At 71.8% G+C, this 24,209-nt stretch carries 21 protein-coding genes; 13 read left to right on the forward strand and 8 right to left on the reverse strand.

Annotated features, from left to right (window positions below; translation table 11 throughout):
- Together CRP56_RS28010 and CRP56_RS28015 are read left to right on the forward strand one after the other, a co-directional pair.
- Nucleotides 1–1,029, forward strand: coding sequence for a caspase family protein (locus CRP56_RS28010; protein ID WP_097268577.1), 1,029 nt, complete (start codon nt 1–3; stop codon nt 1,027–1,029).
- Entirely contained in the window at nt 1,026–2,717 is a 1,692-nt protein-coding gene (locus CRP56_RS28015; protein ID WP_097268579.1) for a hypothetical protein, read from the forward strand. The genes CRP56_RS28010 and CRP56_RS28015 overlap by 4 nt, the downstream gene beginning before the upstream one ends.
- On the opposite strand, the gene CRP56_RS28020 is transcribed toward CRP56_RS28015, so the two are convergent.
- Both CRP56_RS28020 and CRP56_RS28025 read right to left on the reverse strand, forming a co-directional pair.
- Nucleotides 2,698–4,380, reverse strand: coding sequence for an APC family permease (locus CRP56_RS28020; RefSeq protein WP_097268581.1), 1,683 nt, complete (start codon nt 4,378–4,380; stop codon nt 2,698–2,700). The two genes, CRP56_RS28015 and CRP56_RS28020, sit on opposite strands and share 20 nt — an antisense overlap.
- Nucleotides 4,381–4,475: 95 nt before the next feature.
- On the reverse strand, nt 4,476–5,387 hold the full coding sequence (locus CRP56_RS28025) for a LysR family transcriptional regulator (protein WP_097268583.1): 912 nt from the start codon (nt 5,385–5,387) through the stop codon (nt 4,476–4,478).
- Nucleotides 5,388–5,480: 93 nt separating this feature from the next.
- Between CRP56_RS28025 and CRP56_RS28030 the strand changes: the two genes are divergently transcribed.
- The gene (locus CRP56_RS28030) at nt 5,481–6,311 is read left to right on the forward strand and encodes an oxidoreductase (RefSeq protein ID WP_097268585.1); all 831 of its coding nucleotides are present in this window, start codon (nt 5,481–5,483) and stop codon (nt 6,309–6,311) included.
- Between the two features lie 40 nt (nt 6,312–6,351).
- On the opposite strand, the gene CRP56_RS28035 is transcribed toward CRP56_RS28030, so the two are convergent.
- Complete coding sequence (locus CRP56_RS28035) at nt 6,352–7,548, reverse strand: serpin family protein (protein WP_257041116.1); 1,197 nt, start codon at nt 7,546–7,548, stop codon at nt 6,352–6,354.
- A gap of 69 nt (nt 7,549–7,617) precedes the next feature.
- Between CRP56_RS28035 and CRP56_RS28040 the strand changes: the two genes are divergently transcribed.
- The 6 genes from CRP56_RS28040 to CRP56_RS28065 all read left to right on the forward strand — a co-directional run bounded on the left by CRP56_RS28040 (nt 7,618) and on the right by CRP56_RS28065 (nt 14,061).
- A complete protein-coding gene (locus tag CRP56_RS28040) occupies nt 7,618–8,772 on the forward strand; it encodes a DUF4190 domain-containing protein (protein ID WP_097268587.1) in 1,155 nt (384 codons plus the stop codon).
- A gap of 147 nt (nt 8,773–8,919) precedes the next feature.
- Nucleotides 8,920–9,672, forward strand: a complete 753-nt coding sequence (locus CRP56_RS28045) for a GntR family transcriptional regulator (protein WP_097268590.1) — start codon at nt 8,920–8,922, stop codon at nt 9,670–9,672.
- A gap of 297 nt (nt 9,673–9,969) precedes the next feature.
- On the forward strand, nt 9,970–10,164 hold the full coding sequence (locus CRP56_RS28050) for an SPOR domain-containing protein (RefSeq protein ID WP_059192548.1): 195 nt from the start codon (nt 9,970–9,972) through the stop codon (nt 10,162–10,164).
- A gap of 10 nt (nt 10,165–10,174) precedes the next feature.
- A complete protein-coding gene (locus tag CRP56_RS28055; RefSeq protein WP_097268592.1) occupies nt 10,175–10,576 on the forward strand; it encodes a (deoxy)nucleoside triphosphate pyrophosphohydrolase in 402 nt (133 codons plus the stop codon).
- A 188-nt stretch (nt 10,577–10,764) separates the two neighbouring features.
- A complete protein-coding gene (locus CRP56_RS28060) occupies nt 10,765–11,172 on the forward strand; it encodes an ATP-binding protein (RefSeq protein ID WP_097268595.1) in 408 nt (135 codons plus the stop codon).
- Between the two features lie 285 nt (nt 11,173–11,457).
- The gene (locus CRP56_RS28065) at nt 11,458–14,061 is read left to right on the forward strand and encodes a SpoIIE family protein phosphatase (RefSeq protein WP_097268597.1); all 2,604 of its coding nucleotides are present in this window, start codon (nt 11,458–11,460) and stop codon (nt 14,059–14,061) included.
- Nucleotides 14,062–14,306: 245 nt separating this feature from the next.
- On the opposite strand, the gene CRP56_RS28070 is transcribed toward CRP56_RS28065, so the two are convergent.
- Nucleotides 14,307–15,845, reverse strand: a complete 1,539-nt coding sequence (locus tag CRP56_RS28070) for a hypothetical protein (RefSeq protein ID WP_179851134.1) — start codon at nt 15,843–15,845, stop codon at nt 14,307–14,309.
- 101 nt (nt 15,846–15,946) lie between these two features.
- Here CRP56_RS28070 and CRP56_RS28075 point away from each other — a divergent pair, with 101 nt between their 5' ends.
- Both CRP56_RS28075 and CRP56_RS28080 read left to right on the forward strand, forming a co-directional pair.
- Nucleotides 15,947–16,909, forward strand: coding sequence for a phosphotransferase (locus tag CRP56_RS28075; RefSeq protein WP_097268599.1), 963 nt, complete (start codon nt 15,947–15,949; stop codon nt 16,907–16,909).
- A complete protein-coding gene (locus CRP56_RS28080; RefSeq protein WP_097268601.1) occupies nt 16,906–17,208 on the forward strand; it encodes a hypothetical protein in 303 nt (100 codons plus the stop codon). Before CRP56_RS28075 ends, CRP56_RS28080 begins: the two co-directional genes overlap by 4 nt.
- Here the strand turns inward: CRP56_RS28080 and CRP56_RS28085 are convergent.
- From CRP56_RS28085 to CRP56_RS28100, 4 genes are read right to left on the reverse strand one after another with little or no spacing between them, the layout of a single operon-like run.
- Complete coding sequence (locus CRP56_RS28085) at nt 17,189–17,959, reverse strand: succinate dehydrogenase/fumarate reductase iron-sulfur subunit (protein WP_097268603.1); 771 nt, start codon at nt 17,957–17,959, stop codon at nt 17,189–17,191. The genes CRP56_RS28080 and CRP56_RS28085 overlap by 20 nt on opposite strands.
- The gene (locus CRP56_RS28090; protein ID WP_097268605.1) at nt 17,956–19,896 is read right to left on the reverse strand and encodes a fumarate reductase/succinate dehydrogenase flavoprotein subunit; all 1,941 of its coding nucleotides are present in this window, start codon (nt 19,894–19,896) and stop codon (nt 17,956–17,958) included. Before CRP56_RS28090 ends, CRP56_RS28085 begins: the two co-directional genes overlap by 4 nt.
- On the reverse strand, nt 19,896–20,717 hold the full coding sequence (locus CRP56_RS28095; protein ID WP_097268607.1) for a hypothetical protein: 822 nt from the start codon (nt 20,715–20,717) through the stop codon (nt 19,896–19,898). Before CRP56_RS28095 ends, CRP56_RS28090 begins: the two co-directional genes overlap by 1 nt.
- Nucleotides 20,718–20,736: 19 nt before the next feature.
- Nucleotides 20,737–21,027 (reverse strand): hypothetical protein, encoded by a 291-nt coding sequence (locus CRP56_RS28100; RefSeq protein ID WP_059192539.1) that lies wholly within the window; start codon nt 21,025–21,027, stop codon nt 20,737–20,739.
- Between the two features lie 284 nt (nt 21,028–21,311).
- Between CRP56_RS28100 and CRP56_RS28105 the strand changes: the two genes are divergently transcribed.
- A complete protein-coding gene (locus tag CRP56_RS28105; RefSeq protein WP_097268609.1) occupies nt 21,312–23,588 on the forward strand; it encodes an ABC transporter family substrate-binding protein in 2,277 nt (758 codons plus the stop codon).
- Nucleotides 23,589–23,603: 15 nt separating this feature from the next.
- Nucleotides 23,604–24,203: a hypothetical protein gene (locus CRP56_RS28110; RefSeq protein WP_143664953.1), complete on the forward strand. Its 600-nt coding sequence runs from the start codon at nt 23,604–23,606 to the stop codon at nt 24,201–24,203.
- Nucleotides 24,204–24,209 lie beyond the last annotated feature (6 nt).

The following is a 24,209-nucleotide window of genomic DNA, read 5'->3' on the forward strand; positions in this document are numbered from 1 at the left end:
ATGGCCTTCCGGGCGGTCGTGATCGGTCCGGCGCGCTACGCCGAGGACTCGGGGATCGACAGTCACCCGTCGATCGGCGCGAGTGCGCAGATGTACGGCGAGACGCTGGCCGCCGACGGGATGTGGGGGCCGGACAGCTGCCGGGTGCTCGGCGAGGACGAGGTGCAGACGACCGACGGGGTGATGCGGGCCCTGCAGCAGGCCGCCGACGAGACCACACCGCAGGACATATTCCTGGTCGTCTATGTCGGCCACGGCCAGTACTGGAGCGACCTTCCCGGCGCCCAGGTGCATTTCTCCGTGGGCCGCTCCTTCCGGGACAAACCCTGGACCTGGCTGTCCAGTTGGTACGTCTACCGGGTCATGCGCAAGGCCAGGGCCCGGCTGAAGGTGCTCATCGCCGACTGCTGCTACTCCAATCTGCTGCCGCAGCTGGGGGAGGAGCCCCTGCTCCCGGGCGTGCTCGGTGAACTGGACGAGGGCACCTGTGTCTTCACGGCCGTCAAGAACCTGAACTTCGCCGACGCGGCCGGCTGCCCCTCGCTGCCCGGCGACCTCGCGCAGTGCACACCGTTCAGCGGACATCTGCTGCGCATCCTGCAGAACGGTACGAAGGACCACAACCACCAGCTCACCATCGGCCTGCTCAGGGAGGCCGTGAAGCAGGAGATGGAGCGCTGCCCCACCGCCCGCCATCAGGTGCCGCGCATGTCCCTCAACGACGCCCGGGACGGCACGCCGCTGTTCACCAACCACATGGAGCCCGCCCGCCGCGACCTCGCCCCGCGACTGCCGGTCGCCCCCGAGGACTGGGTCAGGACCCTGTTGCTGGACCGGGACGACCGGCTGGAGGAACTGCTGAAGGACGCCCAGAAGACCGGTGCCGTCGTCGCCCTCCTCAACGGCGCGCCGGACGAGGCCAGCCGTCATCTCGCGGGCTACATAGACGACCGCGCCAACAGCGCGTTCACCGAGCCCCGGGCCTTCGCCCGCTACTGGAACCAGGTGGACAGGGCACTGCGCGTATGAAAGACGGCCAGGAGGCCAGAGGCGGCGCGGACGCGGAGACGTGGAGTGTCGGCTACGACTGGGTGACCAGCTGCCCGGTGGAGACCTTCCAGGGCCGTGTGAAGGCGATACGGGAGGGGGAGGAAGGGGGCACCCAGCCGCAGCCCGCGACCGCGATCCGGGCCCTGTACGCCTTCGCCCTGAGACGCTCCGTCGACGAACTCATCGCCTCCGCGCGGGAGTTCGACACCAGGGATGCCATCACCCTGCTCGCCACCGCCGCGTTGAGCCGCAACATCCTGCAGGCCGCGGAACTCGCGATCAAACAGTGGGACGCCGAGCAGGACATCGACGACGACAGCCTGCGGCTGACCTACGGCGTCATCCACGACATCGCCTGCCAGCGGACCGTCCTCGACGTCGCCGTGTTCATCCGGCAGTGCCGCCGGGCCGGCAAACAGGAGATGGTCGACCGCACGGTGAGCGTCTTCACCGCCCCGGGTTCGGGACGCACCAACCTCGACAAGGCGCTGCTCCACATCGCGCTGCGCGACGAGGGCTGCGCGGAGGAGGCGGCCGAACTGCTCCGCCAGGCGCTCTTCTCGATCACCGGCGACAACTCCCTGGAGGCGTCGGAGACCGTCCCGAGGGAGTTCCAGGACCTCGCCGGAGCACTCCATGAACTCAGCCCCTCCGAGCGGATCTTGGAGGAGTGGATCGACGATCAGCTGCGGCTCCTGGACCGTGTGCACGACACCCGCCGGATCGTCGCCCAGCTGATCGCGACCGGCACGGACCGCGCCGACAGCCTCATGATGCACGTCGGCCGGTGGCGCTCGCAGTACGACATCGTGGAGATCTGCGGCCAGTTGGCGAAGGAGTCGCTCACCGACAAGTGCGAGGGGATCCGGCGGCACGCCGCGTCCCGCGAGAACCTGGTGGAACTCGCCGAGATCGTACGGTTCTGGCACGAGTCCGAGCTCCTCACCCGTACGACCAGGGACCTGCTCGCCGACATCGTGGCCGGCGGGGACAGGAGGACGGCGCGCTCCCCGCACGAACTCGACCGGCTGGACACGGTCCTGGGCAACGTCAACGCCTCCCCGGAGTGCCGCAGGCTGCTGCGGATCGCCGCCGCCGTGCACACCGAGGGCCGCACCGGCGCCGACCTGGTCGTCCTGCTCGGCAGGATCGAGGGCACCCGGGACCGCAACCGCGCGGCCCAGACCATCGCCCAGCGGCTCGCCGTGCACATCCTCGAACAGGGCGCGGGCGCCGGGCTGTTCGTCGAGTACGTCCGGGGGCTGCGCGCCGCGAGGAGCGGTGACGCCGTCTACCGGGCCTGCAAGGAACTGGCGGACCCGCCGGACTCCGTACGGCAGTCCGCGGGCTCGGGCGCGCTCATCGCCGAGATCGCCGCCCAGCTGTACGACGAGACGGACCGGGAGCTGCGCGACGCGCTGCACAAGGACGGCTGGGACCTGCTCGAACGCTGCCTGGAGAACGAGCAGCGGGTGACCCCCGAGGACGTGGTGGCGATCGTCAGAAGGCTGTGCGACAGCCGGCTCTCCGAGGAGGACCGGCACTTCCTGCTCCGCGCCACGGTGGGCCGCTGGTCCGACACACACCGCCGGGAGGAGGCGGTCCACGTGTTGCGCAACGGGGGCTTCGACGACGAGGCCAAGCAGGTCATTCGCTCACTGCGGTAGCCCCCGGCTTAGGCAGCATGGGCGGCACCCGGGCCATGTGTCTGCGGGATGCGGTGACCAGCCCCTGGAAGGACACCAGCGCCGTGACGACGGCCAGGACACCGAGGTGCACCGCGTAGTCCTTGCCGAACGACGTGTCGCTCACCAGGGTGAGCAGTGTCAGCACCGCGAGATGGCCGATCAGCCAGAGCGCCGCCTGGGCCGCGGGGCTGGTGCGCCATTCCCGGAACAGCGTGACGTGCACCTTGGCGTCGTAGACCCGTCCGAAGGCGGGCAGCCGGCGGGCCAGGATGGGCAGCCACAGCAGCAGGGCGCAGCCCACCGCGAGGGTCAGCATGCCCCGCCACATGGACCCCCAGCCCGCCCGGTGCAGGATCAGCGCGATGAGGGCGAAGCTGGTCCGCGCCAGGACCTCGTGGAGGCGCTGCCGGGCCAGGGAGCGGACCGGCAGATGGTCGCGCAGGGACACGAGGACCACGCCCGGCACGGCGTAGACGACCAGGGTCAGGACCCCGGTGATCTCCACCAGGGTCTGCCAGCTGCCGCCGACGGTCACCAGCACGGTCCCGGCGACGAAGAAGTCGACGAGCAGCACCAGCCAGTAGACGTCGTAGCGCCGGTTCAGCGTGGCCTTGCGGGCGGTCTGCAGGCCCCGGTGGGTGAGATGGGCCCGGCTGAGCGCGGCGACCTCACGGGTCGCCGCATGGGCGAAGACGAGCCCCGCGCCCATGGGGGAGACCACGGCGACGACCCTGAGCAGCCAGCCGAGCCAGATCAGCCCGGCGATCTTGGCGAAATGGGCGTACGGGTTGGACTCGTCGGCGCCTGTCACCCAGTACTCGGTGAAGACCACCTGGAGCGCTATGTACAGGATCATCGAGCCGATGATCGTCCCGAACACCGCGCGCCGCAGCCGGGCCGCCTCCCCTATGCCGCGCCGCTTGATGTTGCCGGCCAGGTCGAGCGGCCCCTGGAAGCCCACATAGGCGTATATCACCCCGCTGGTGACCACCGCGCGCATCGCGGCGTCGGTGCCGAGGCCGCCCTTGGTGTCGTGGTGCGCCGGGGTCGCGTCGCCGTGGACGGCGGCCACGATGAGCACGACGACGGCCAGCACGGGTACGGCGATCTTCACCACGGTCAGCCAGGAGTTGATGGTGAAGAAGAAGCGCGGCGCGAACAGATTGACCGCGGCGATCACCGCCATGAAGAACAGCGCCCACACCCAGCCCTTGAGGGTCAAGGTGTCGGAACTGTCCAGCAGGCCCTCCATCCCCGGGTCGAGACCCCTGGTCATCGCGACGGCCTCACTGGCCAGGTTGATCGCGTAGAAGATCCACAGCCCGGTCGCGACCACCGTCGCCACCAGCGCGCCGCTGCTCTGCAGGGGCAGGAAGACCAGTCCGCCGGTCTTGGGCGCGGCGGTGCCGAGTTCGACCATCACCGCGGCGACGAGGAGCATGAGCAGGCCGCCGAAGACCCAGGCCAGATAGGCGTCCGAACCGGCCTTCTCGTAGGCCTCGTGGGTGCCCAGGATCCAGCCCGAACCGATCACTCCGCCGGCCGCGAGACCGACGAGATGGAACACCGACAGCCGCCGCTGTTCGTCCTCGTCCTCGAAGTCACCGGGCCGGCTGCTGCGGGGCCGCACCGTCTGGACCATCCGCCCTGTCCCCCCGTGTTGCGTCGGCGGCTCCTGACACACAGTGGCGACAGGGTACAGCGAGCGCTTCCTGTTGCGCCTGAAGTACGGTGCCCTCAGCCGGGGTTGGGGTGGACGGCGGCGCAGGCCGCCACGTACCCGCGCACCAGCGGACTGCGGTCGCCCTTGCGCCAGGCGAGGACGAAGCGGCTCGGCGACACCCCGCGCACCGGCCGCGTCACCACCCCGCCCAGTGTGATCAGCGGGGCGTTGCCCGCGGCCACCAGGCAGATGCCGAGGCCCGCGGCCAGGGCCTCGTACGTCTCCTCCGTGCCGGCGATCTCCGCGCCGATGCGGGGCGGGCGGCCGGCGCGGGAGTCCAGGGCGAGCCAGTGGTCGCGCAGCGGACCGGCGCTCTCGGGCAGGGCGAGGAACGGCTCGTCGGCGAGGTCGGCGAAGTCGATCTCCGCGCGGGCCGCCAGCGGATGGCTCTCCGGCAGCGCGACCAGCCGCGCCTCCTCGGCGACCACGGTCCACGCGTAACGCTCGGCGTCCGGCAGCGGCAGCCAGACGAAGGCCACGTCGACGTCCCCGTCGGCCAGCCCCGCGGTCGGGTCCTCCCAGCTCACCTGGCGCAGCCGTACCGTCGCCTCCGGATGGGCGGCGGTGAAGCGGGAGCGGATCGCCGGCAGCAGCCCACCCCGCCCGGGACTGGTGCTCATCCCCACGGTGAGGGTGCTGCGCCCCTGCGCCCGGACCGCGTCCAGCGCCGCCGCCCCCGCCGCCCAGTCGTCCACCACCCGCCGGGCGTACGGCAGCAGCGCCTCGCCCGCCCCGGTGAGCACCACGCCGTGCCGGTCGCGCCGGAACAGTTCGACGCCCAACTGCCGCTCCAGCGCCCGTACTTGCTTGCTCAACGCGGGCTGGGACACGTACAGCCGCTCGGCGGCGCGGGTGAAGTGCAGTTCCTCGGCCACCGTGAGGAAGTAGCGCAGGTCCCGCAGATGAACGTCGGTCGTCATAGCCATCGGTTATCACCACGGGTCTTGGACGGGCAACCAGCCGCGCCCGCAAGCTGGTTCACAGAAGGATCAACCGAACGTGAGCGAGCAGGAGCAGTCATGAACAAGGTGTGGCTCATCACCGGCGCGAGCAGCGGCTTCGGGCGGGCCGTCGCGGAGGCGGCCCTCGCCGACGGTGACGTGGTCGTGGGCGCGGCCCGCCGCCCCGAGGCGCTGGACGACCTCGTCGCCGCGCACCCCGACCAGGTGGAGGCGCTGCGCCTGGACGTCGCCGACACGGCCGCGGCCGAGGCGGCGGTACGGGACGTGGTGGCCCGGCACGGCCGGATCGACGTCCTGGTCAACAACGCGGGCCGTACGCATGTCGGCGCTTTCGAGGAGACCGGCGAGGACGAGCTGCGGGCCCTGTTCGACGTGCATGTCTTCGGGCCGGCGGCGCTGGTGCGCGCGGTCCTGCCCTCGATGCGGGAGCGCCGCTCGGGCGCGATCGTCCAGATGAGCAGCATGGGCGGCCAGATGTCCTTCGCGGGCTTCTCGGCGTACAGCGGCACGAAGTTCGCGCTGGAGGGCATGTCCGAGGCGCTGGCGGACGAGGTCGCGGAGTTCGGCATCAAGGTGCTGATCGTCGAGCCGGGCGCCTTCCGGACCGGGCTGTTCGAGAAGGACCGGGCGGGCGTCAGCACGGACAGCGGCGTCTACTCCAAGGTGAGCACCACCCGCGGCTTCGTCGCCGGCGGTGACGGCACCCAGCCGGGCGATCCGGCCAAGGCCGCCGCGGTCATCCTGGCCGCGCTCCGCTCCGACCGCACCCCGCTCCGCCTCCCCCTCGGCGACGACGGCGTCACGGCGGTCCTCGGCCACCTCGACCAGGTCAGGGAGGACATCACGCCCTGGGAGAAGGACGCGAGGGCGACGGCGTTCGACGACTGAGAAGTACGACTGAGAAGTACGACTGAGAAGTTCCAGTACGTCAGTACAGGTCGGCCTCGCGGTAAGGCGCCGGGTCGGTGACCCAGCCCGCCGCGAGGGCGAGCCGTGACGCGCGGTGGACGGCGAGAAACCCGAAGGGGCGGTCGAAGGTGGCGTAGAGCCGCTTCGACTCGTGCTCCGGCTCGGGCTCCCAGCTCAGCCACACCATGTCCATCGCGGTCACGGCGGCCGCCCGGAACCCCTCACCGCTGAACGCCGCCGTCACCGACTGCCGCCCGGCCGCAAGTCCGAGCGGGGCCGCGCTGATGCCGGGGAAGTGCCCGGGGGAGCGGTCACTGGCGGTCGCCAGCCCGAACAACTCCCTTTCCGCCAGCAGGTCATGGTGAGCGGTGACGGTGAACTCGGGGGTGTTGAGGGTGAGGCTCGGCGGCTCCGGCCGTTCGGTACGGACCGTCTCGACCCTCAGTCCGGGCCCCGCCGCCCCGAACGGCAGCCCGCTGCCGGGTACGGCCGTCAGCGCCCCGCCCAGGACGTCCACCCCGGCGCCGAGCACCTGCCCGGGCGTCAACCGCTTCTCCCCGAGGAGCAGATGGACGTCGATCCCGTTCGTGCCGCGCACTCGGACCTCCGTGACGGCACCCGCCCCCGCCCGCGCCACCGCCACGTCGTCCGGATCGGACGTCGTACGCGACAACCCGGCCCGATCCCGGTCCCGCCACGGCATGAGGTCGCCCTTGAACGGCACCTCCCACTCCGTCCGCACCGCCAGCGCACTCGCCAGCACCATCTCGGTGTCCGGCATCACCCGTACGGGCATCACCTCAATGAGCCCACCCGTCCGCTTCGCCGCCCACGCGTCCAGCGCCGCCCCGTCGGCGGCCACGTCCCCCGTCAGCACCCCGTGCGCCTCCGCCGGCAGCCCCGCAGCCCACCGCTCCCGCAGCTCCAGCGTCCGCTTCGTCCACAGCCCGAGGGCCGACTCCAGCCCCTGCATCCGCCCCATGGCGGCCAGCAACTCCCGCGCGGCGGACGCCGATCGGTCGGCCGGCATCCCGACCGCCTCGGCCAGCTCCGCCCGGGCGGCCCCGGCCGCCCCGTCCGCCAGAAAGGCCAGCAGCGGCCAGACACCGGCCGCCGAGAAGACCGTCCCGCCCTCCGAAGACCCCGCCCAGCGCGCGGTCAGCCCGTTGACCGCCTGAATCGTGGCGTTCGCGACCACCGTTCCGCCCCCGCTCACCCTGCGCTTACCATGCGCCCAGTCGTACGACAGTTCGCCACCCCAGTCCGAACCAGGAGCACGGTACCCGTGTCCATACCTCCGCCTCCCGGCCCCCACCAGCCCCAGGGGCCGTACCCGCCGGGTCCTTTCACCCCGCCAGGGCCCTGGGGCTACGGCTACGGCGGATACGCGCGGCCCGTGCCCGTCAACGGCGTCGCCATCGCCGCCCTGGTGCTCGGCATCCTCTGCTTCCTGCCGGCCGTCGGGCTGGTCCTGGGGCTGATCGCGCTCGCGCAGATCAAGAAGAGGGGCGAACGCGGCAAGGGCATGGCGATCGCCGGGTCCGTGCTGTCGGTCGTCGGGATCGTGCTGTGGACGGTGTCGCTGTCGACCGGGCTGGTGTCCGACGCCGTGGACGGCTTCAAGGACGCCGCGCGCGGCGACGGCACCGCCTTCGCGCTCGCCAAGGGCGACTGCTTCGACTCGGGCACCGGCTCCCTCCACGGCGACGCCTACGACGTGGACGAGGTGCCCTGCACCGACGCCCATCACGGTGAGGTGTTCGCCGTCGTCACCCTGCCGTCGGGCTCCTTCCCCGGCGACGACGCGGTCACCGACCTGGCCGACGACAAGTGCTACGCGCTCCAGCAGGACTACGCGATGGACGCGTGGGCCGTACCGGACACCGTGGACGTCTACTACCTGGTGCCGTCCAAGGAGAGCTGGACCTTCGGCGACCGCGAGATCACCTGCGTCTTCGGGAACGTCGACGAGAAGAAGAGCCTGACCGGCTCGCTGCGCAACGACGCCACCGACCTCGACGCGGACCAGATCGCCTTCCTGAAGTCGGCCAACGCGCTGGACCGGGTCCTGTTCGAGGAGCCCGGGGACTACGCCGAGGACGACCTGCCGGCGAACCGGAAGTGGGCGGGCGAGGTCGGCACCACCCTGGGTGAGCAGGCCGAGGCGCTGCGCGCCCGCTCCTGGCCCACAGGCAGCAAGAAGGCCGTCGCCGCCCTCGCCGCCGACCTGGAGGCGGCCCGCGAGGAGTGGGCGAAGGCCGCCGTGGCGAAGGACGTCGACGCGTACTACGAGCACTACGACGCCGGGTACGAGTACATCGACGGCGACAGCACCGTCACCGCCCGCGAGGCTCTGGGCCTGGCCACCACGGTGCCGTCGTACGACAAGGACTACGACGGCGGGGCCGGTGACGGGGACGCGGGGGAGCTCGATGTGTGATCTCCGCTATAGCGGGGAGAAAGTGCCTGCGTAAAGCCCGCCGGGGCCACATGTCACTACATCGAGTGATTCTCTGGCCTTTGCTTGCATGGCTCAACCCACGGTTGCCACGCTGTTGCTGTCTGTACAACCTGATGGGAGCGGCCAGTGACTTTCGGTGAGCAGCCGGCGTATCTGCGTGTCGCGGGTGATCTCCGCAAGAAGATCGTCGACGGTTCGCTGCCACCGCACACCCGGCTGCCCTCCCAGGCCAGAATCCGCGAGGAGTACGGCGTCTCGGACACCGTCGCCCTGGAGGCCCGCAAGGTGCTGATGGCCGAGGGCCTGGTGGAGGGCCGCTCCGGCTCCGGGACCTACGTCCGTGAGCGGCCCGTGCCCCGCAGGGTCGCCCGCTCCGGCTTCCGCCCGGACGGCGGGGCCACGCCCTTCCGCCAGGAGCAGGCGGATGCCGACGCGCGCGGCACCTGGGAGTCCAGCAGCCGCCAGGTCGAGGCCAGTGTCGCCGTCGCCGAGCGGCTCGCGATCCGCCCCGGCGACCGCGTGATGTGCACCAAGTACGTCTACCGGGACAACGGCGAGCCGATGATGCTCTCCACCTCCTGGGAACCCCTCGCGGTCACCGGCCGCACCCCCGTGATGCTCCCCGAGGAGGGACCGCTCGGCGGCATGGGCGTCGTCGAGCGCATGGCGGCCATCGACGTGATCGTGGACAACGTCACCGAGGAGGTCGGCGCCCGCCCCGGCCTCGCCGAGGAACTCCTCGCCCTGGGCGGTGTCCCCGGCCATGTCGTCGTGGTCGTCCACCGCACGTTCTACGCCTCCGGCCGCCCCGTGGAGACGGCCGACGTGGTCATCCCGGCCGACCGCTACCGAGTCGCGTACCACCTTCCGGTGAAGTAGCGCACACCTTCACGGCTGTTGCCCCCGCCACCGGGTCAACGGCCGCCCTCTCCAACGGCGTTGCATTCTGGCCGTTCTCGCAGGTGACCCCCTACGCGCGGATACGCCTCTGACCGGACGCATCGACGCCCGCGCACGGCGCGTTCGCCTCCGCGCGCCCCCCGCGTTCTGGCCGGTTGCGTACCTCTTTGTGAAAATGCGTATTCGCTGCGTAAAGGTTAGGCGTAGGCTCGGGCATATGCGGATTGCGGTTTCCTTAGCGGGCGGGGCGTTGTCGGGAAGGAGCAGTGGGGGGCGATGAACGACAGCACGATCACTCTTCCCTGGCTCGTCATACGACAGGACGACAACGGCAACCGCTACCGCGTGGGCCGCTACGCCACCCGCGCCGAGGCACAGAAGATCGCCGACAGCCTCGACGACCGCGGCCACAAGCAGCTGTACTGGGTCGAACGCATCGGCCAGAACGGCGAGGCCACCCGCAACGCGTAGGCTCCGCCGCATGACCCGACGCACCGTGGTGGTGGGAGCCGCCCTCCTCGACGCAGACCGCCTCCTGGCCGCCCGCCGCAGCGCCCCGCCCGAGTTGGCGGGCCGCTGGGAACTCCCGGGCGGCAAGGTGGAGCCGGGCGAGACCCCCGAGGCGGCCCTGGTGCGAGAACTCCGCGAGGAGCTGGGGGTCGAGACGGAGGCGGGGGAGCGGGTGCCGGGGGAGTGGCCCCTGAGGTCCCCGTACGTTCTCCAGGTCTGGACGGCTCGCCTGCTCCCGGGTTCCCCGGACCCCAAGCCCCTGCAGGACCACGACGAACTCCGCTGGCTGACCAGGGATGAGCTCTGGGACGTGGAGTGGCTGGACCAAGATGTCCCTGCTGTTCAGCAGCTGGCGGCTGGGTGGACACCCTAGGGGCGCGGGGAACTGCGCGACCAGCCACGACGCACCCGCACCCGCACAACCACCGCACCCCCCGAGCTCCTAGGCGCCCGGCATACCCCCGTTCGCACCACAGTGCGCCCCGCCCTACGGTAATCCTCACCGGATATCGGGTATGTGCCCATTAACCCCACGAAAATGGACATGGGTGTGCCTGGGAAGTGATCGGCGTGATCGACACCGAAGGCGACTGCGCCGAGTGGTCGTTCCCCGCGGACCCCGGCGCCGTGCGCGCCGCCCGCGGAGCCGTCCGCGGGCGCCTGCGCGACTGGGGCCTCGACAGCATGGCTGACATCACCGCCCTGCTGGTGAGCGAACTGGTCACCAACTCCCTGCGGCACGCCACCGGCCCGATCGGCGTCCGCCTCGTCCGTCCCACCAGCCTCGACGCCGTGCTCCGGGTGGAGGTCTCCGACCCGCTCCCGGACCCGCCCCGCGAGCGCGTCGCGCAGCCGGAGGACGAGAGCGGCCGGGGTCTTCAGCTGGTCGCCCATTCCTCGCGCCGTTGGGGTACCCGCCCCGGCGCGGCCGGGAAGACGGTGTGGTTCGAGCTCGCGGTGCCACAGTGAAGGTGGCGGTGAACGCTGCGGCGCACCGGGGGCGTACGGGCTGTACGCGTGCGCCCGCACTGTCCACCGGCTGGTTCAGGCCACTGACGGTTGTCGGAGGGCGTGGTTCGACTGCGTGTTGGCTGGTTAGAAGACTGGAAGTGTTGTCGCGGTGCGGTCCAAAAAACGCTGGGACCGTGCTGTGATCGTGAACACCGTGTTGTGCGGCGCCGTAGTGCTGGATACTGCGGGCAGCCGTTGCCGGTGACCGGTGCCGGGCGCGGTGAGCTGGAGGGGACGGTTCGCGTGAGCGAGATACCAGCGAAGGCCACGGAGTCCGAGGACCCGTCGGGCGGCGCGAGGTCACAGGCCGCATATGGGGCCGTGGCCCCACAGGGTGACGCCATGTGGCAGAGCAGTCCGCCCGGCTCGATCTACGACTACATCAAGGTCGCGTCCTTCTCCATCGGCCCCGACGGTCTCGTCGACCAGTGGAGCCTGCGCGCCGAGCAGGTCTTCGGGATCTCCGCCGAGCAGGCGGTCGGCATGGACCCCATCGAGGCGTTCATCGACCCGGACCGGCGCGAGATCGGTCAGCGCAAGATGGCCGAGATCCTCGACGGCCGCGAGTGGACCGGCGTCGTCCCCTTCCGCGCCCCGGACGGCGAGGACGGCACCCCCGGCGCGGAGGGCCTCGCCGAGGTCTATGTCATGCCGACGCGGACCGAGGACGGCGCGAAGGCCGCCGTCTGCATCGTCGTCGACGTCCGCACCCTGCGCAGCATCGAGACCGATCTCGCCGCCTCGCAGTCGATTTTCGGTCAATCTCCCTTCGGCTTCCTGCTGATCGACCCCGACCTGCGGGTCCGCCGCGCCAACCAGCGGTTCGCCACCGTGTTCGGCGGGACGCCGGACGAGCACCGGGGCAAGGGGGTCCACGACTACCTGCCGCGCCCCGAGGCCGAGCGGGTGGCGGCCACCCTGCGCCGGGTCCTGGACACCGGCGACTCCATCACGGACATGCACGTCACCGGCTTCGTGCCGGGCTCCGAGGACCGTCGGCACTGGTCGGTCAACCTCTACCGGGTGCACAGCGGCTCCGGACGCCCCATCGGCATCGCCTGGCTCGCCATCGACATCACCGCCCGCCGCCAGGCCGCCCGGGAAGCCGCCGCCGCGCGGCGCAATCTCGCCCTTCTCAACGAGGCCGGCGCCCGCATCGGCAACTCCCTCGACCTGGAGACCACCGCCCGCGAACTCCTCGACGTCGTCGTCCCCGGCTTCTGCGACCTGGCGACCGTCGACCTCTACCAGGGCCTGCTGGCCGGCGACGAGACCCCGCCCGGCCTCGCCGACGGCAGCGCCGAACTGCGCCGGGTGGCCTTCGCCAGCGCCGTCTCCGACGCCCCCTTCGCCGGCTCGGGCCCGCCCATAGCGGTCGGCGCCGTCCACCACTACCCCTTCAACTCGCCCTGCGCGGACGCCCTGCGCACCGCCCGCCCGCAGTACATCCCGGCCGAGGAGGGCGGCCTCGTGCAGTCCACGCTCGCCGTGCCGATGGTCGCCCACGACACCGTCGTAGGCCTGGCGCAGTTCGCGCGGACCAAGGGCAGTGAGCCGTTCGGGGACCGGGACCGGGAACTGGCCGTCGAGCTGGCGGCGCGGGCCGCGGTCTGTATCGACAACGCGCGGCTGTACCGGAGAGAGCACGAGCGGGCGCTGATGCTGCAGCGGTCCCTGCTGCCGCCGGGTGACCCGGTCGCCTCCGGCCTCGACATCGCCTGCCGCTACCGGCCCGGCAACTCCTCCTCCGACCGGCCCAGCGAGGTCGGCGGCGACTGGTTCGACGTCATCGAACTGCCCGGGCACCGTACGGCGTTGGTGGTCGGGGACGTCATGGGGCGCGGGCTGCGCGCGGCCGTGGCGATGGGTGAACTCCGCTCCGCCGTCCGCACCCTGGCCCTGCTCGACCTCGAACCGGCGGAAGTGCTCAGCGCGTTGGACGAGATCGCGCGCGGGCTGGGAGCGCCCGGCGGGGTCCAGCAGGCCACCCGGGCCGCCCGCCGGCCCCGTGAGGCCGACCTGTCCGAGGTGTATCTGGCGACGTGCGTGTACGCCGTCTACGACTCCGTCACCCGCCGCTGCACCTTCGCCAACGCCGGTCATCTGCCGCCCGTCCTCGTCGAACCCGGCGAGGCGGCGCTGATGCTGGACGTCCCGCCGGGCATGCCGCTCGGCGTCGGCGGGGAGCCCTTCGAGGAGGTCGAGGTCGACCTTCCCGAGGGCGCTCTGCTCGCGCTCTACACGGATGGACTGGTCGAAAGCCGCGATCACCCCCTCGATGAGGGCCTCCAGGCCTTCGTGGGCGCGCTGACCGACCCGAGCCGCCCGCTGGAGGACGTCTGCGACCACGTCCTCAACACCCTCGACACCCACCACGGCGAGGACGACATCGCCCTGCTGATGGCCCGCGTCCAGGGCCTGCCCACCGACTCCGTCGGCGACTGGACCCTGCCGCGCGAGCCGCGCAGCGTGGGCCGGGCCCGGGAGTACGCGCGCGGGCAGCTGCTCAGCTGGGACCTGGAGCCGCTGGTCGACACCACGGAACTGCTGGTCAGCGAGCTGGTGACCAACGCCCTGCGGTACGGCGAGGGCGAGATCCGGCTGAGACTCCTCCTCGACCGCACCCTGGTCTGCGAGGTCTGGGACTCCGGCCTGGTCCAGCCGCGCCGCCGCCGCGCCCGCGACACCGACGAGGGCGGCCGGGGCCTGCAACTGGTCGGCCTGCTCAGCGCGGCCTGGGGCTCACGCCGGACGCCGCGCGGGAAGACGGTGTGGTTCGAACTGCCACTCCCGGACGGCGAGACGGGCCTGACGGACCCGGCGGAGGCGTTGCTGAGCCTGTTTTAGGCACTTGGGCCAGACGCGGGTCTCCGGCCGCGTGGGCTGCTTCTAGGCGCTCGGGGTCAGACGCGGCGTGCCCGGCGCGGGGGCGCTTTCAGGTACTCGGGGTCAGGCGCGGCGCCCTCGGACGCGGGGGCTGGGTTCAGGCGCTCGGGGTCAGGCGTGGCGCCCTCGGACGCGGGGGCTGGGTTCAGGCGCTCGGGGTCAGGCGCGGCGCCCTCGGCCGCGGGGGCGCTTTCAGGTACTCGGGGTCAGGCGCGGCGTCCCCGGCCGTGCGGACCGCCGAAGCTTGCCGCTGCCCCGTCGGCCAGCAGGATGCCGCCGAGCACCGCCCCGGCGCTCCCGCTCTCGTGCTCGGCGGCGGGGTTGCCGTGCACGCGGACGTCCTGCTCGGCGAGGTCGCGGGCCGCGACGGCGAGCGCGTCGGCGGCCACCGGGTCCTCGTCCAGCAGCCGCACCGCCTCCGCCAGCCGGGTGCGGGCCGTGGCGCCCACCGCACCCCGGTGCGTCGCCACGAAGTCGTCCGCGCCCGCCACGGCGGCCCTCCCCACCAGCGCGGCGGCGGCCCCCAGCACCCCGGCCGTCGGCTCCGTGGCGAGCGGCGCGACCGCCCGCACGATCCGGCGCAGGGCGTCGAGCGGGTCGTACGGAGCCCGGCTCACCACCTCGTCCCGTACGAAGGCCAGGACGTTGTCGGCGTGCACGATCCGCGCCCGCAGCTCGCCGACGGGCACCTGCGCCTTTGCCGACCGCTGCGCCCGCGCGATCTCCGCCTCCGCGCCCGTCAGCGCGGCCGGTAGCAGGGCCGAGGCCCCGGAGAGGTCCGCGGCGAGGCGTTCGACGCCGTGGAGGAAGACGGCGGCCTGGGCGATCGCACCCTCCGCGGCACGCAGATGCACGGCGGCCCGGTCGTGGGCGGCGAGATCGCCGGCCTGACGGGCCTGGTTGAGGCGGAGGGTGGCGAAGACGAGCCGGTCCTTGGCCTGCTCCCCGTATCCGGTGACCTCGGCGACGGCGGCGGGGCCGTACCGGGCGGCCAGGTCGGCGAGCAGCGCGTCGACGGCCTGGGTACGGCCGGTGAGCGCCCGGAACCGGGTCTCGGCCAGCCCCAGCGCCTCACCCGCCCCCTGCTCCAGGCCGCGCAGCTGGTCGACGCCGGCCGCGGCCTCGTCAAGGCGCCGCCCGGCCTCCTCGCAGCGGCCCACGATCCCGGCGAGCGCGTGCTGCCGGGCCGCGGCCTCCTCCGGTACGCCGTCGTCGTACTGCTGCCGCATCCGGAAAGCGGCCCGCAGCTCGCCCTCCGCGCCCCGCAGGGCGAGGACCGTGGACGCCACCGCGCTTGCCCCGAACCGGGCCTCGACGAAGTCCAGCTCCTCACGGCTGGTGCGGACACTGTCGTCGGCGGCCACCAGCAACACCCTCGCCCGCTCGTCCAGTTCGGCGAGGGGCGGCGACGCGGCGAGCGGGGCCGGGGTGCCGCCGGGGGTGGTCCGGGTCCGGGCGCGCCGGGTCCGCCGTACGTACGCGTAGCCGGCCACCACCGCCGCGGCGCCGGCGACCACCAGCGGCAGCACCAGGTCGGCGGCCGACGACTCGTCCTCCTCCTGCGCGAGGGACGGCGCGGCCGCCTGCACGCGGCCGTCCGCCGCCGGAGCCCGGTGCTCGATCGTCATCCCCGGCAGCACCAGCCACAGCACACCGATCAGCACACCCAGCAGGGCGTGCGCGACCCGCGCGGATATGTGCGAGGCCGCCCGCCGCGGCCGGCCCCGTATCAAGGATGACGTCACATTTCGGAGCGTATGAGCAGGAATGCGGGGGCGCGACCGGGAAGCCGGGGCAGGGCGAAATTCCGCTGCGGCCGCGTGGGCCGGATGCCAGGATCGGGCGGATGACCGCCACCCGCCGGACTCTCACCCGTGCCGACCTCGCCCCCCTCGCCCGCGCCGCCGTCGGCGGCAACCGCACCCTCGTCGACGCCGGCCGGCTGCGCGGCGGCAGCAAGAAGGGCGTCTACCGGCTCGCCTTCGACGACGGCTTCAGCGCGATCGCGTACGTCTGGTCGGCGGACGAGGACTACTGGGACGCGGGCCCCTCCGACCCCCGCGACCCGTTCTCCCACGGCACCGGCCTCGACCTCTTCACCGCTGCCCACGACCGCCTGGCCGCCGCGGGCGTGCGCACGCCCCGCCTGCTGCACGTCGACGCCGAGGCCCGGCAGGCGGTCGTCGAGGACCTCCCCGGGGGCAGTCTGGAAGCGGCCCTGCCCCGCGACCCGGCCCTCCTGGACCGGCTGGCGGCCCTCCTCGACACCCTGCACACCCACACCGGCCCCCGCTTCGGCAAGGTCGCCCTAGTCGACAACGGCGGTACGTCGTACGGCACGTCCTGCCCACAGCGGGTCCTGGAGGGCGCCCTGCGCGACATCGAGGAGGTCGCCGGACGGGAGCCGCGCGCCGCCGCCGTACGGGAGCGTCTGGTGGAGCGGGCGGGGGAGCTGGCGGCACGGGTCCGGCCGCGTGACCGCCACACCCTCATCCACGGTGAACTCGGGCCCGATCACGTCCTGGTGACCCCGGACGGGGATCTCGCCCTCATCGACATCGAAGGGCTGCTCTACTTCGATGTGGAGTGGGAGCACGTCTTCCTGGAGATCCGGTTCGGGGACGCCTACGGGGCCCTCCGCGTCCCGGGCCTCGACGAGGACCGGCTCCGGTTCTACCGGCTCGCCATGCGGCTGTCCCTGGTCGCCGGGCCGTTGCGGCTGCTGGACGGGGACTTTCCCTTTACGGAATTCATGCGCGGTATTGCCGAGCACAACCTGGTGCACGTCCTCGACCTGGTGCGACGATGATCGACGTGCACGAGATATTGGTGATCGTGGCCGTCGTGGTGCTGACGGCCGGGCTGGTGACCGGGCTTGCCGCCGTCATCACCGGATGGCTGCTGCCTGGGCCGGGGCGCGCCAAGGTGGCCCGGCCCCGGATGTGGGGGTACGGCACGCTGATCGGGCAGGCCGGGATCGGCACCTTCCTGTTCGTCGGACCGCTCCACGGGCCGAGCATGGAGCACGTTCCGTACGCGATGGCCGGCATGGCGGTGTTCGCGTTCGGGCTCTACGTGCAGCGGCTCGCTACGAGGGCCGCCGCCTGATCTTCGACCCCAGCCACACCAGCGGGTCGTACTTGCGGTCCACCGCCCGTTCCTTCAGGGGGATCAGCGCGTTGTCCGTGATCTTGATGCCCTCGGGGCAGACCTCCGTGCAGCACTTGGTGATGTTGCAGTAGCCGAGGCCGTGTTCGTCCTGGGCGGTGGTCTTGCGGTCGAGGCCCGACTCCTGTGCCGCGTCCAGCGGGTGCATGTCCAGTTCGGCCACCCGCATCAGGAAGCGCGGGCCCGCGAACGCCCGCTTGTTCTCCTCGTGGTCGCGGACCACATGGCAGGTGTCCTGGCACAGGAAGCACTCGATGCACTTGCGGAACTCCTGCGAGCGGTCCACGTCCTCCTGCATCATCCGGTACTCCCCGGGACCCAGGTCCTGCGGCGGCACGAACGCCGGGACCTCGCGCGCCTTCTCGTAGTTGAAGCCGACGTCGGTCACCAGGTCGCGGACGACGGGGAAGGCCCGCAGCGGGGTGACGGTGATCGTCTCCTCGCGGGTGAACACCGACATACGGGTCATGCACATCAGCCGGGGCCGCCCGTTGACCTCCGCCGAGCACGAACCGCACTTGCCCGCCTTGCAGTTCCAGCGGACGGCGAGATCGGGGGCCTGGGTGGCCTGGAGGCGGTGGATGATGTCGAGGACCACCTCACCGTCGTTCACCTCGACCGTGAAGTCCTCCAGATCGCCGCCCTGCACATCGCCCCGCCACACCTTGAACTGGGCCTTGTAGCTGCTCACTCGTACAGCTCCTCTTCGGCGAGGTACTTGACCAGCTCCTCCTTGTCGAAGAGGGCGAGCAGGTCGGCGCGGATGGGGTCGGTGGTCTCCCGGGTGAGGGCGATCTGACCGCGGACCGGGTCCGTGGCCAACCCGCCCGTGGGGTCGGTCAGTCGGCACAGCAGGTTGATGTTGCGCCACGTGCGTTCCATCGCCGGGTGGTCCTCGCGGGTGTGGCCGCCGCGCGACTCGGTGCGCTCCAGCGCCGCCCGCGCCACGCACTCGCTGACCAGCAGCATGTTGCGCAGGTCGAGCGCGAGGTGCCAGCCCGGGTTGAACTGGCGGTGGCCCTCGACCCCGGCGCGCCGGGCCCGTACCCGCAGGTCCGCCAGTTTCTCCAGGGCCTGCGCCATCTCGGCCTCGCGGCGGATGATGCCGACGAGGTCGTTCATGGCCTGCTGGAGCTCCTGGTGGAGGGTGTACGGGTTCTCCGGCGGGCGGCCGTCCTCCTCGCCCGGCGCCGGACCCTCCGCCGAGAACGGCCGCAGCGCCTCCGCCGCCGCCGAGTCGATCTGGTCGTCGTCCACCGCGGGCCGCTCGAAGGCGAGGGCGGCCGCGTGCTCGGCGGCGTGCAGGCCCGCCCTGCGGCCGAACACCAGCAGGTCGGACAGGGAGTTGCCGCCGAGGCGGTTGGAGCCGTGCATGCCGCCCGCGACCTCACCGGCCGCGTACAGCCCCGGCACCCCGCGGGCCACCGCGGTGTCCGAGTCGACCGCGATGCCGCCCATCACGTAGTGACAGGTCGGCCCGACCTCCATCGCCTCCGCGGTGATGTCGACGTCCGCCAGCTCCTTGAACTGGTGGTACATGGACGGCAGTCGGCGCTTGATGACCTCGGCGGGCATGCGCGTCGACACGTCCAGGAACACGCCGCCGTGCGGGGAGCCGCGGCCCGCCTTCACCTCGGAGTTGATGGCGCGGGCCACCTCGTCGCGGGGGAGCAGCTCGGGCGGACGCCGGTTGTGGTCCGGGTCCTCGTACCAGCGGTCGCCCTCCTCCTCCGACTCGGCGTACTTCTCCTTGAAGACGTCCGGGACGTAGTCGAACATGAACCGCTTGCCCTCGGAGTTCCTGAGCACCCCGCCGTCGCCGCGCACCGACTCCGTGACGAGGATGCCCTTCACCGACGGCGGCCAGACCATGCCCGTCGGGTGGAACTGCACGAACTCCATGTTCAGCAGCGGCGCGCCCGCGAGCAGGGCCAGCGCGTGGCCGTCGCCGGTGTACTCCCACGAGTTCGACGTCACCTTGAACGACTTGCCGATGCCGCCGGTCGCGATGACGACGGAAGGCGCCTCCAGGACGAAGAAGCGGCCGGACTCGCGCTCGTAGGCGAAGACGCCGGAGACCCGGTTGCCGTCCTTGAGGACGCGGGTGACCGTGCACTCCTGGAAGACCTTCAGCCGCGACTCGTAGTCGCCCGTCTCGCGATGGTCCTGCTGTTGCAGGGAGACGATCTTCTGCTGGAGGGTCCGGATGAGTTCCAGGCCCGTGCGGTCGCCGACGTGCGCGAGGCGCGGGTACTCGTGGCCGCCGAAGTTGCGCTGGGAGATCCGGCCGTCCTTCGTACGGTCGAACAGCGCGCCCCAGGTCTCCAGCTCCCACACCCGCTGCGGGGCCTCCTGGGCGTGCAGCTCGGCCATCCGCCACTGGTTGAGGAACTTCCCGCCGCGCATGGTGTCGCGGAAGTGCACCTGCCAGGAGTCGTGCTCGTTGGCGTTCGCCATCGCCGCCGCGATGCCGCCCTCGGCCATCACCGTGTGCGCCTTGCCGAACAGCGACTTGCAGATGACTGCCGTACGGGCGCCACGCTCGCGCGCCTCGATGGCGGCGCGCAGGCCGGCGCCCCCGGCACCGACCACGACGACGTCCCACTCCTGGCGGTCGACCACGGACATCAGAACAACCTCGGATCGTCGAAGGCGCCGGAGGCGACCAGGTACACGTAGAAGTCGGCGAGCGCCACGCTCACCAACGACGCCCAGGCCAACAGCATGTGACGGGCGTTCAGCTTCCCGACCCACTGCCAGGCCCTGTAGCGCACGGGATGCTGGGAGAAGTGCCTGAGCTGCCCGCCGACGATGTGCCGGCAGGAGTGGCAGGAGAGGGTGTACGCCCAGATCAGGGTGATGTTGACCAGGAACACGAGGGTGCCGAGGCCCATGTGGCCCCACGCGTAGTGCTCGTCGCGGAAGGAGAGCACGGTGTCGTAGGTCAGGATCCCGGCGACGACGAGCGCGGCGTAGAAGAAGTACCGGTGGATGTTCTGCAGGATCAGCGGGAAGCGGGTCTCGCCGGTGTACTTCTTGTGCGGCTCGGCCACCGCGCAGGCCGGCGGGGACGCCCAGAAGCCCCGGTAGTACGCCTTGCGGTAGTAGTAGCAGGTCAGGCGGAAGCCGAGCGGGAAGATCAGGATGAGGATCGCGGGGGAGATGCCCCACCAGCCGCCGAAGATCTCCCAGTTGGGCCCGGAGCGCATCGTCTCGCACCGCTCGGCAAGACAGGGCGAGTAGAACGGCGAGACGTACGGCGCCGCGTAGTAGTCCGTGTCGGCGAAGGCCCGCCAGGTCGAGTAGACGACGAAGGCCAGCAGCCCGGCGGCGGTGGCCGCGGGCGCCAGCCACCAGCGGTCGGTCCGCAGATGAGGGGCGGCGATCGCGGCGCGCGTACCGGACCGTACGCCGCCGCTCTTCGGATGGGGTTCCGTACCAGTGGCCAATTCATGACTCCGGTCGGGTTCAGGGGGCGTGGCGGTCGCGGGCGCCGAGACCCTCGTCGTCCGAGTCCGTCCACAGGGTGTTGTCGTACGGGGTGTCGGGGATGGAGACGAGATCGGGCCGCTTCGACTGGGCCAGCGCGGGATCCGCGTCCCTGAGCAGGGCGAGGCTCTCGCGCAGGCGGTCGGTGTCGACGCGGACGCGGCGCATCTCCAGACCACCGCTGCCCAGTTGCTGCTCCAGGCGCTTCACATACCGGTGCAGTTCGTCGAGGCAGCGCTGGGCGGACGCCAGTTCGTCGTGCAGGGCCATGACGTGACCTCACTTAGGGCGGCAACGTTCATGTGCGCCTGCGAGTGTTGCGCGTCACACCGGCCCATGTGAAGGGACGTGCACGGATTGGCGGATCGTGTGCCTCCGTGCGCGCCCCCTCTGTGCCGTCCATTGCGCCGCACGGGTGGGCTTCGGGGCCGCCTGCGCCGTGTCGCCACCGCCTGCCGAACCCTTTCCTCTTCAGTGGCCGCATACATCTGATCAGCTCCATATACCGCCAAACGTGATCCAAACCAGGCGGCGCACCCCCGGAGGTAGACGGCATGTCCGAACACGGCGTCGCACTGCGCGCGGTGATGCGCTCGGTCGCCTTCCTGAGCGCCGGCGCGCTCGCGGTCCCGCTGCTCTCCGGGTGCAGCTCCGAGGACCCGGCCGGCAAGCCGCTCGCGGCGTCCGACATCGGGTTCGCCGACCGCTCCCTGGTCGCCGACGGCGGCACCCTGCGCTGGGCCGTGGACTCCGTGCCGGACACCCTCAACACGTTCCAGTCGGACGCCGACGCCACCACCACCCGCGTCGCCCAGGCCGTCCTGCCGGCCATGTACCGGCTCGACGCGAACGGACGCCCGCAGCTCGACGCCGACTACCTGGAGAAGGCCGAGGTCGTCGAGACCGAACCCCGCCAGGTCGTGCTGTACAAGCTGAACCAGCAGGCCGTCTGGAGCGACGGCCGCGAGATCGGCGCCGCCGACTTCGCCGCCCAGTGGCGCGCCCTGTCCGGCAAGGACACCGCCTACTGGACGGCCCGCAACGCCGGGTACGACCGCATCGAGAAGATCGAGCGCGGCAAGAACGACCTCGAGGTCAAGGTCACCTTCGCGCGGCCGTACGCCGACTGGAAGTCGCTGTTCTCCCCGCTGTACCCGAAGGACGTCATGGGCACCCCGGACTCCTTCAACGACAGCGCCCGCAAGAAGCTCAAGGTCACCGCGGGGCCCTTCGCGCTGCAGAAGGTCGACCGCAAGGACGACGAGGTCACCCTCGCCCGCAACCCGCGCTGGTGGGGCCACCCCGCCAAGCTCAACGAGATCGTGCTGCGCGCCGTACCCCGCGACAAGCGGGCCGCCGCGCTCGCCGCCGGTGAACTGGACCTCGCCGAGATCGACCCCGAGTCCGTCAAGCGGATCACCGTGGCGGCGAAGGGCACCCGGAGCGCCACCCCGCTGATGGGCCCCGGCAGCAACCTCGACGCCGCCGACGCCCTGCGCTCCTGGGCCGTCGCCAAGGGCACCGACGAGGAGGCCGCCGACGAGGAGATCAGCGCCCGCGAGAAGCAGCGCAAGGAAGTCGCCGCGTACGCCCGCCAGCAGCAGGCCCTGCGCGGCTTCGAGGTGCGCCGTTCCCTGGAACCCGCCTACACCCAGCTCGCCCTCAACGGCGCCGAGGGTCCGCTCGCCGACGAGCGGGTCCGCCGTGCCGTGGCCCGCGCGATCGACCGGGAGGCCCTCGCCTCGGCCGTGCTCACCCCGCTGGGTCTGCCCGCCGAGCCGGTCGGCAGCCACCTCGCGCTCTCCGGCCAGGCCGCCTACGCCGACAACAGCGGCGCTCTCGGCGACCAGGACACCGCCGAGGCGCAGGCCCTCCTCGCGGACGCCGGCTGGGTGCCGGGCGGCCCGCTGAAGAAGGAGAAGAAGAAGGGGGAGAAGGCCGCCGGGTCCAAGGGCGAGAAGACCTCTTCTGGCCCCTCCTCCGGCTCCTCCTCGGGCTCGGCCTCGGACGAAGAGGAGTCCGAGGACGGGACGTACATCGTCGGCGAGGACGACAAGGCGCCGCGCGAGGCCGACAAGGTCCTGCGCGAGGCCGACCGGGAGAAGAAGCAGGACCCCAAGAAGCACCAGGAGAACGGGGACGGCTCCCAGCACCTCGCCCAGGACGGCAAGCAGTACACGAACAAGTTCCAGCAGGGCGGTGCCCCCGGCGCCTACGCCCCCCGGGGCACCGCCGCGCCGGCGGGCGCCGCGGCCGGGGCGCTCGCCAAGGACGGCAAGCCGCTCACGCTCCGCTTCGTGCTGCCGTCCGGGCCCGGCTCGCAGACCCTGCGCACGGTGGCCGACCGGATCTCCGGGATGCTCCAGAAGGTCGGCATCCGCACCGAGATCACCAAGGTCGCGGACGAGAGCTACTTCAAGGACCACATCGCGTCCGGCCAGTTCGACCTGGCCCTGTACTCCTGGCCCGCGTCCGCCTTCCCCGCCACCGACGCCCGGCCCATCTACGCCAAGCCGGTCCCGGCCGCCGACGGCTCCCTGAACGTCGAGCAGAACTACACCCGGGTCGGCACCGACCAGGTGGACCAGCTCTTCGACCAGGCCGTCTCCACGCTGGACGAGGACGAGAGCCGGGGCCTGATCCGCAAGGCCGACTCCCGGATCTGGGCCGCCGCCGGCTCGATCCCGCTGTACCAGCGGCCCCAACTGACCGCCGCACGCAAGAACATCGCCAACGCCGGCGCCTTCGGCTTCCAGACCCCGGTGTACGAGGACATGGGCTTCCTGCGGAAGGGCGCCTCGCACCCCGCGGCGAGCCCCACAGAGAAGTAGGGGATCATTCTCCGCATGTACATGCGGAGACGGACGTGGGTGGCGGGGGCGGCGCTGGTCGCCCTCGCGGCAGGGCTGACGGCGTGCAGTGACTCGGACACGCGGGCGGGATCCTGCACGGACGGGAAGTACACCTGGTCGGGCGTCGAGCGCACGCAGAAGGTGACCAAGCTCGCCGCCCCCATAACGATCGCGAGGCCGACGGCGTCCTACAAGGCCCCGCTCGAGGTCATCGACACCGTCGTCTACAGCCGGGCGGTCACCCCCGTGCCGCCCGGCGCGGGGAGATCGGGAGTACTCGCGGCGCTGGACGAGCACCTGGACGTCGACGAGTCGAAGGCCGGCGCGATGGTGGACACCCGGCACGGGGGCACGTACGTGGAGGGGACGGCGCTGCACAAGGGCGCCTACTACGCCTGGAGCTACGTCGATCTCGTCGACGCCGACTTCACCTACACCTGCGAGGACGTCGACCCGGTGAAGGGACATGTGCGCACCTGGGACGAGATCGGCTCCGACCTCCGGTCCTGCGCCGAGACCGCGCCGAGCGACAGTGGCCGGGAGGCCGCCGCCCGCCGCTGTCCGACCGGCTCGAAGGCCGCGCGGGAGGCCTGAAATCGG

Source organism: Streptomyces sp. TLI_55 (assembly GCF_900206255.1).
Classification (GTDB): Bacteria; Actinomycetota; Actinomycetes; order Streptomycetales; family Streptomycetaceae; genus Streptomyces; species Streptomyces aquilus.

Coding starts and splice junctions, on each gene's coding strand:
- CRP56_RS28075 (WP_097268599.1), top strand. CDS start 15,947: ATGACCGCCACCCGCCGGACTCTCACCCGTGCCGACCTCGCCCCCCTC.
- CRP56_RS28020 (WP_097268581.1), bottom strand. CDS start 4,380: ATGGTCCAGACGGTGCGGCCCCGCAGCAGCCGGCCCGGTGACTTCGAG.
- CRP56_RS28015 (WP_097268579.1), top strand. CDS start 1,026: ATGAAAGACGGCCAGGAGGCCAGAGGCGGCGCGGACGCGGAGACGTGG.
- CRP56_RS28080 (WP_097268601.1), top strand. CDS start 16,906: ATGATCGACGTGCACGAGATATTGGTGATCGTGGCCGTCGTGGTGCTG.
- CRP56_RS28055 (WP_097268592.1), top strand. CDS start 10,175: ATGACCCGACGCACCGTGGTGGTGGGAGCCGCCCTCCTCGACGCAGAC.
- CRP56_RS28030 (WP_097268585.1), top strand. CDS start 5,481: ATGAACAAGGTGTGGCTCATCACCGGCGCGAGCAGCGGCTTCGGGCGG.
- CRP56_RS28050 (WP_059192548.1), top strand. CDS start 9,970: ATGAACGACAGCACGATCACTCTTCCCTGGCTCGTCATACGACAGGAC.
- CRP56_RS28010 (WP_097268577.1), top strand. CDS start 1: ATGGCCTTCCGGGCGGTCGTGATCGGTCCGGCGCGCTACGCCGAGGAC.
- CRP56_RS28025 (WP_097268583.1), bottom strand. CDS start 5,387: ATGGCTATGACGACCGACGTTCATCTGCGGGACCTGCGCTACTTCCTC.
- CRP56_RS28110 (WP_143664953.1), top strand. CDS start 23,604: ATGTACATGCGGAGACGGACGTGGGTGGCGGGGGCGGCGCTGGTCGCC.
- CRP56_RS28090 (WP_097268605.1), bottom strand. CDS start 19,896: ATGTCCGTGGTCGACCGCCAGGAGTGGGACGTCGTCGTGGTCGGTGCC.
- CRP56_RS28100 (WP_059192539.1), bottom strand. CDS start 21,027: ATGGCCCTGCACGACGAACTGGCGTCCGCCCAGCGCTGCCTCGACGAA.
- CRP56_RS28105 (WP_097268609.1), top strand. CDS start 21,312: ATGTCCGAACACGGCGTCGCACTGCGCGCGGTGATGCGCTCGGTCGCC.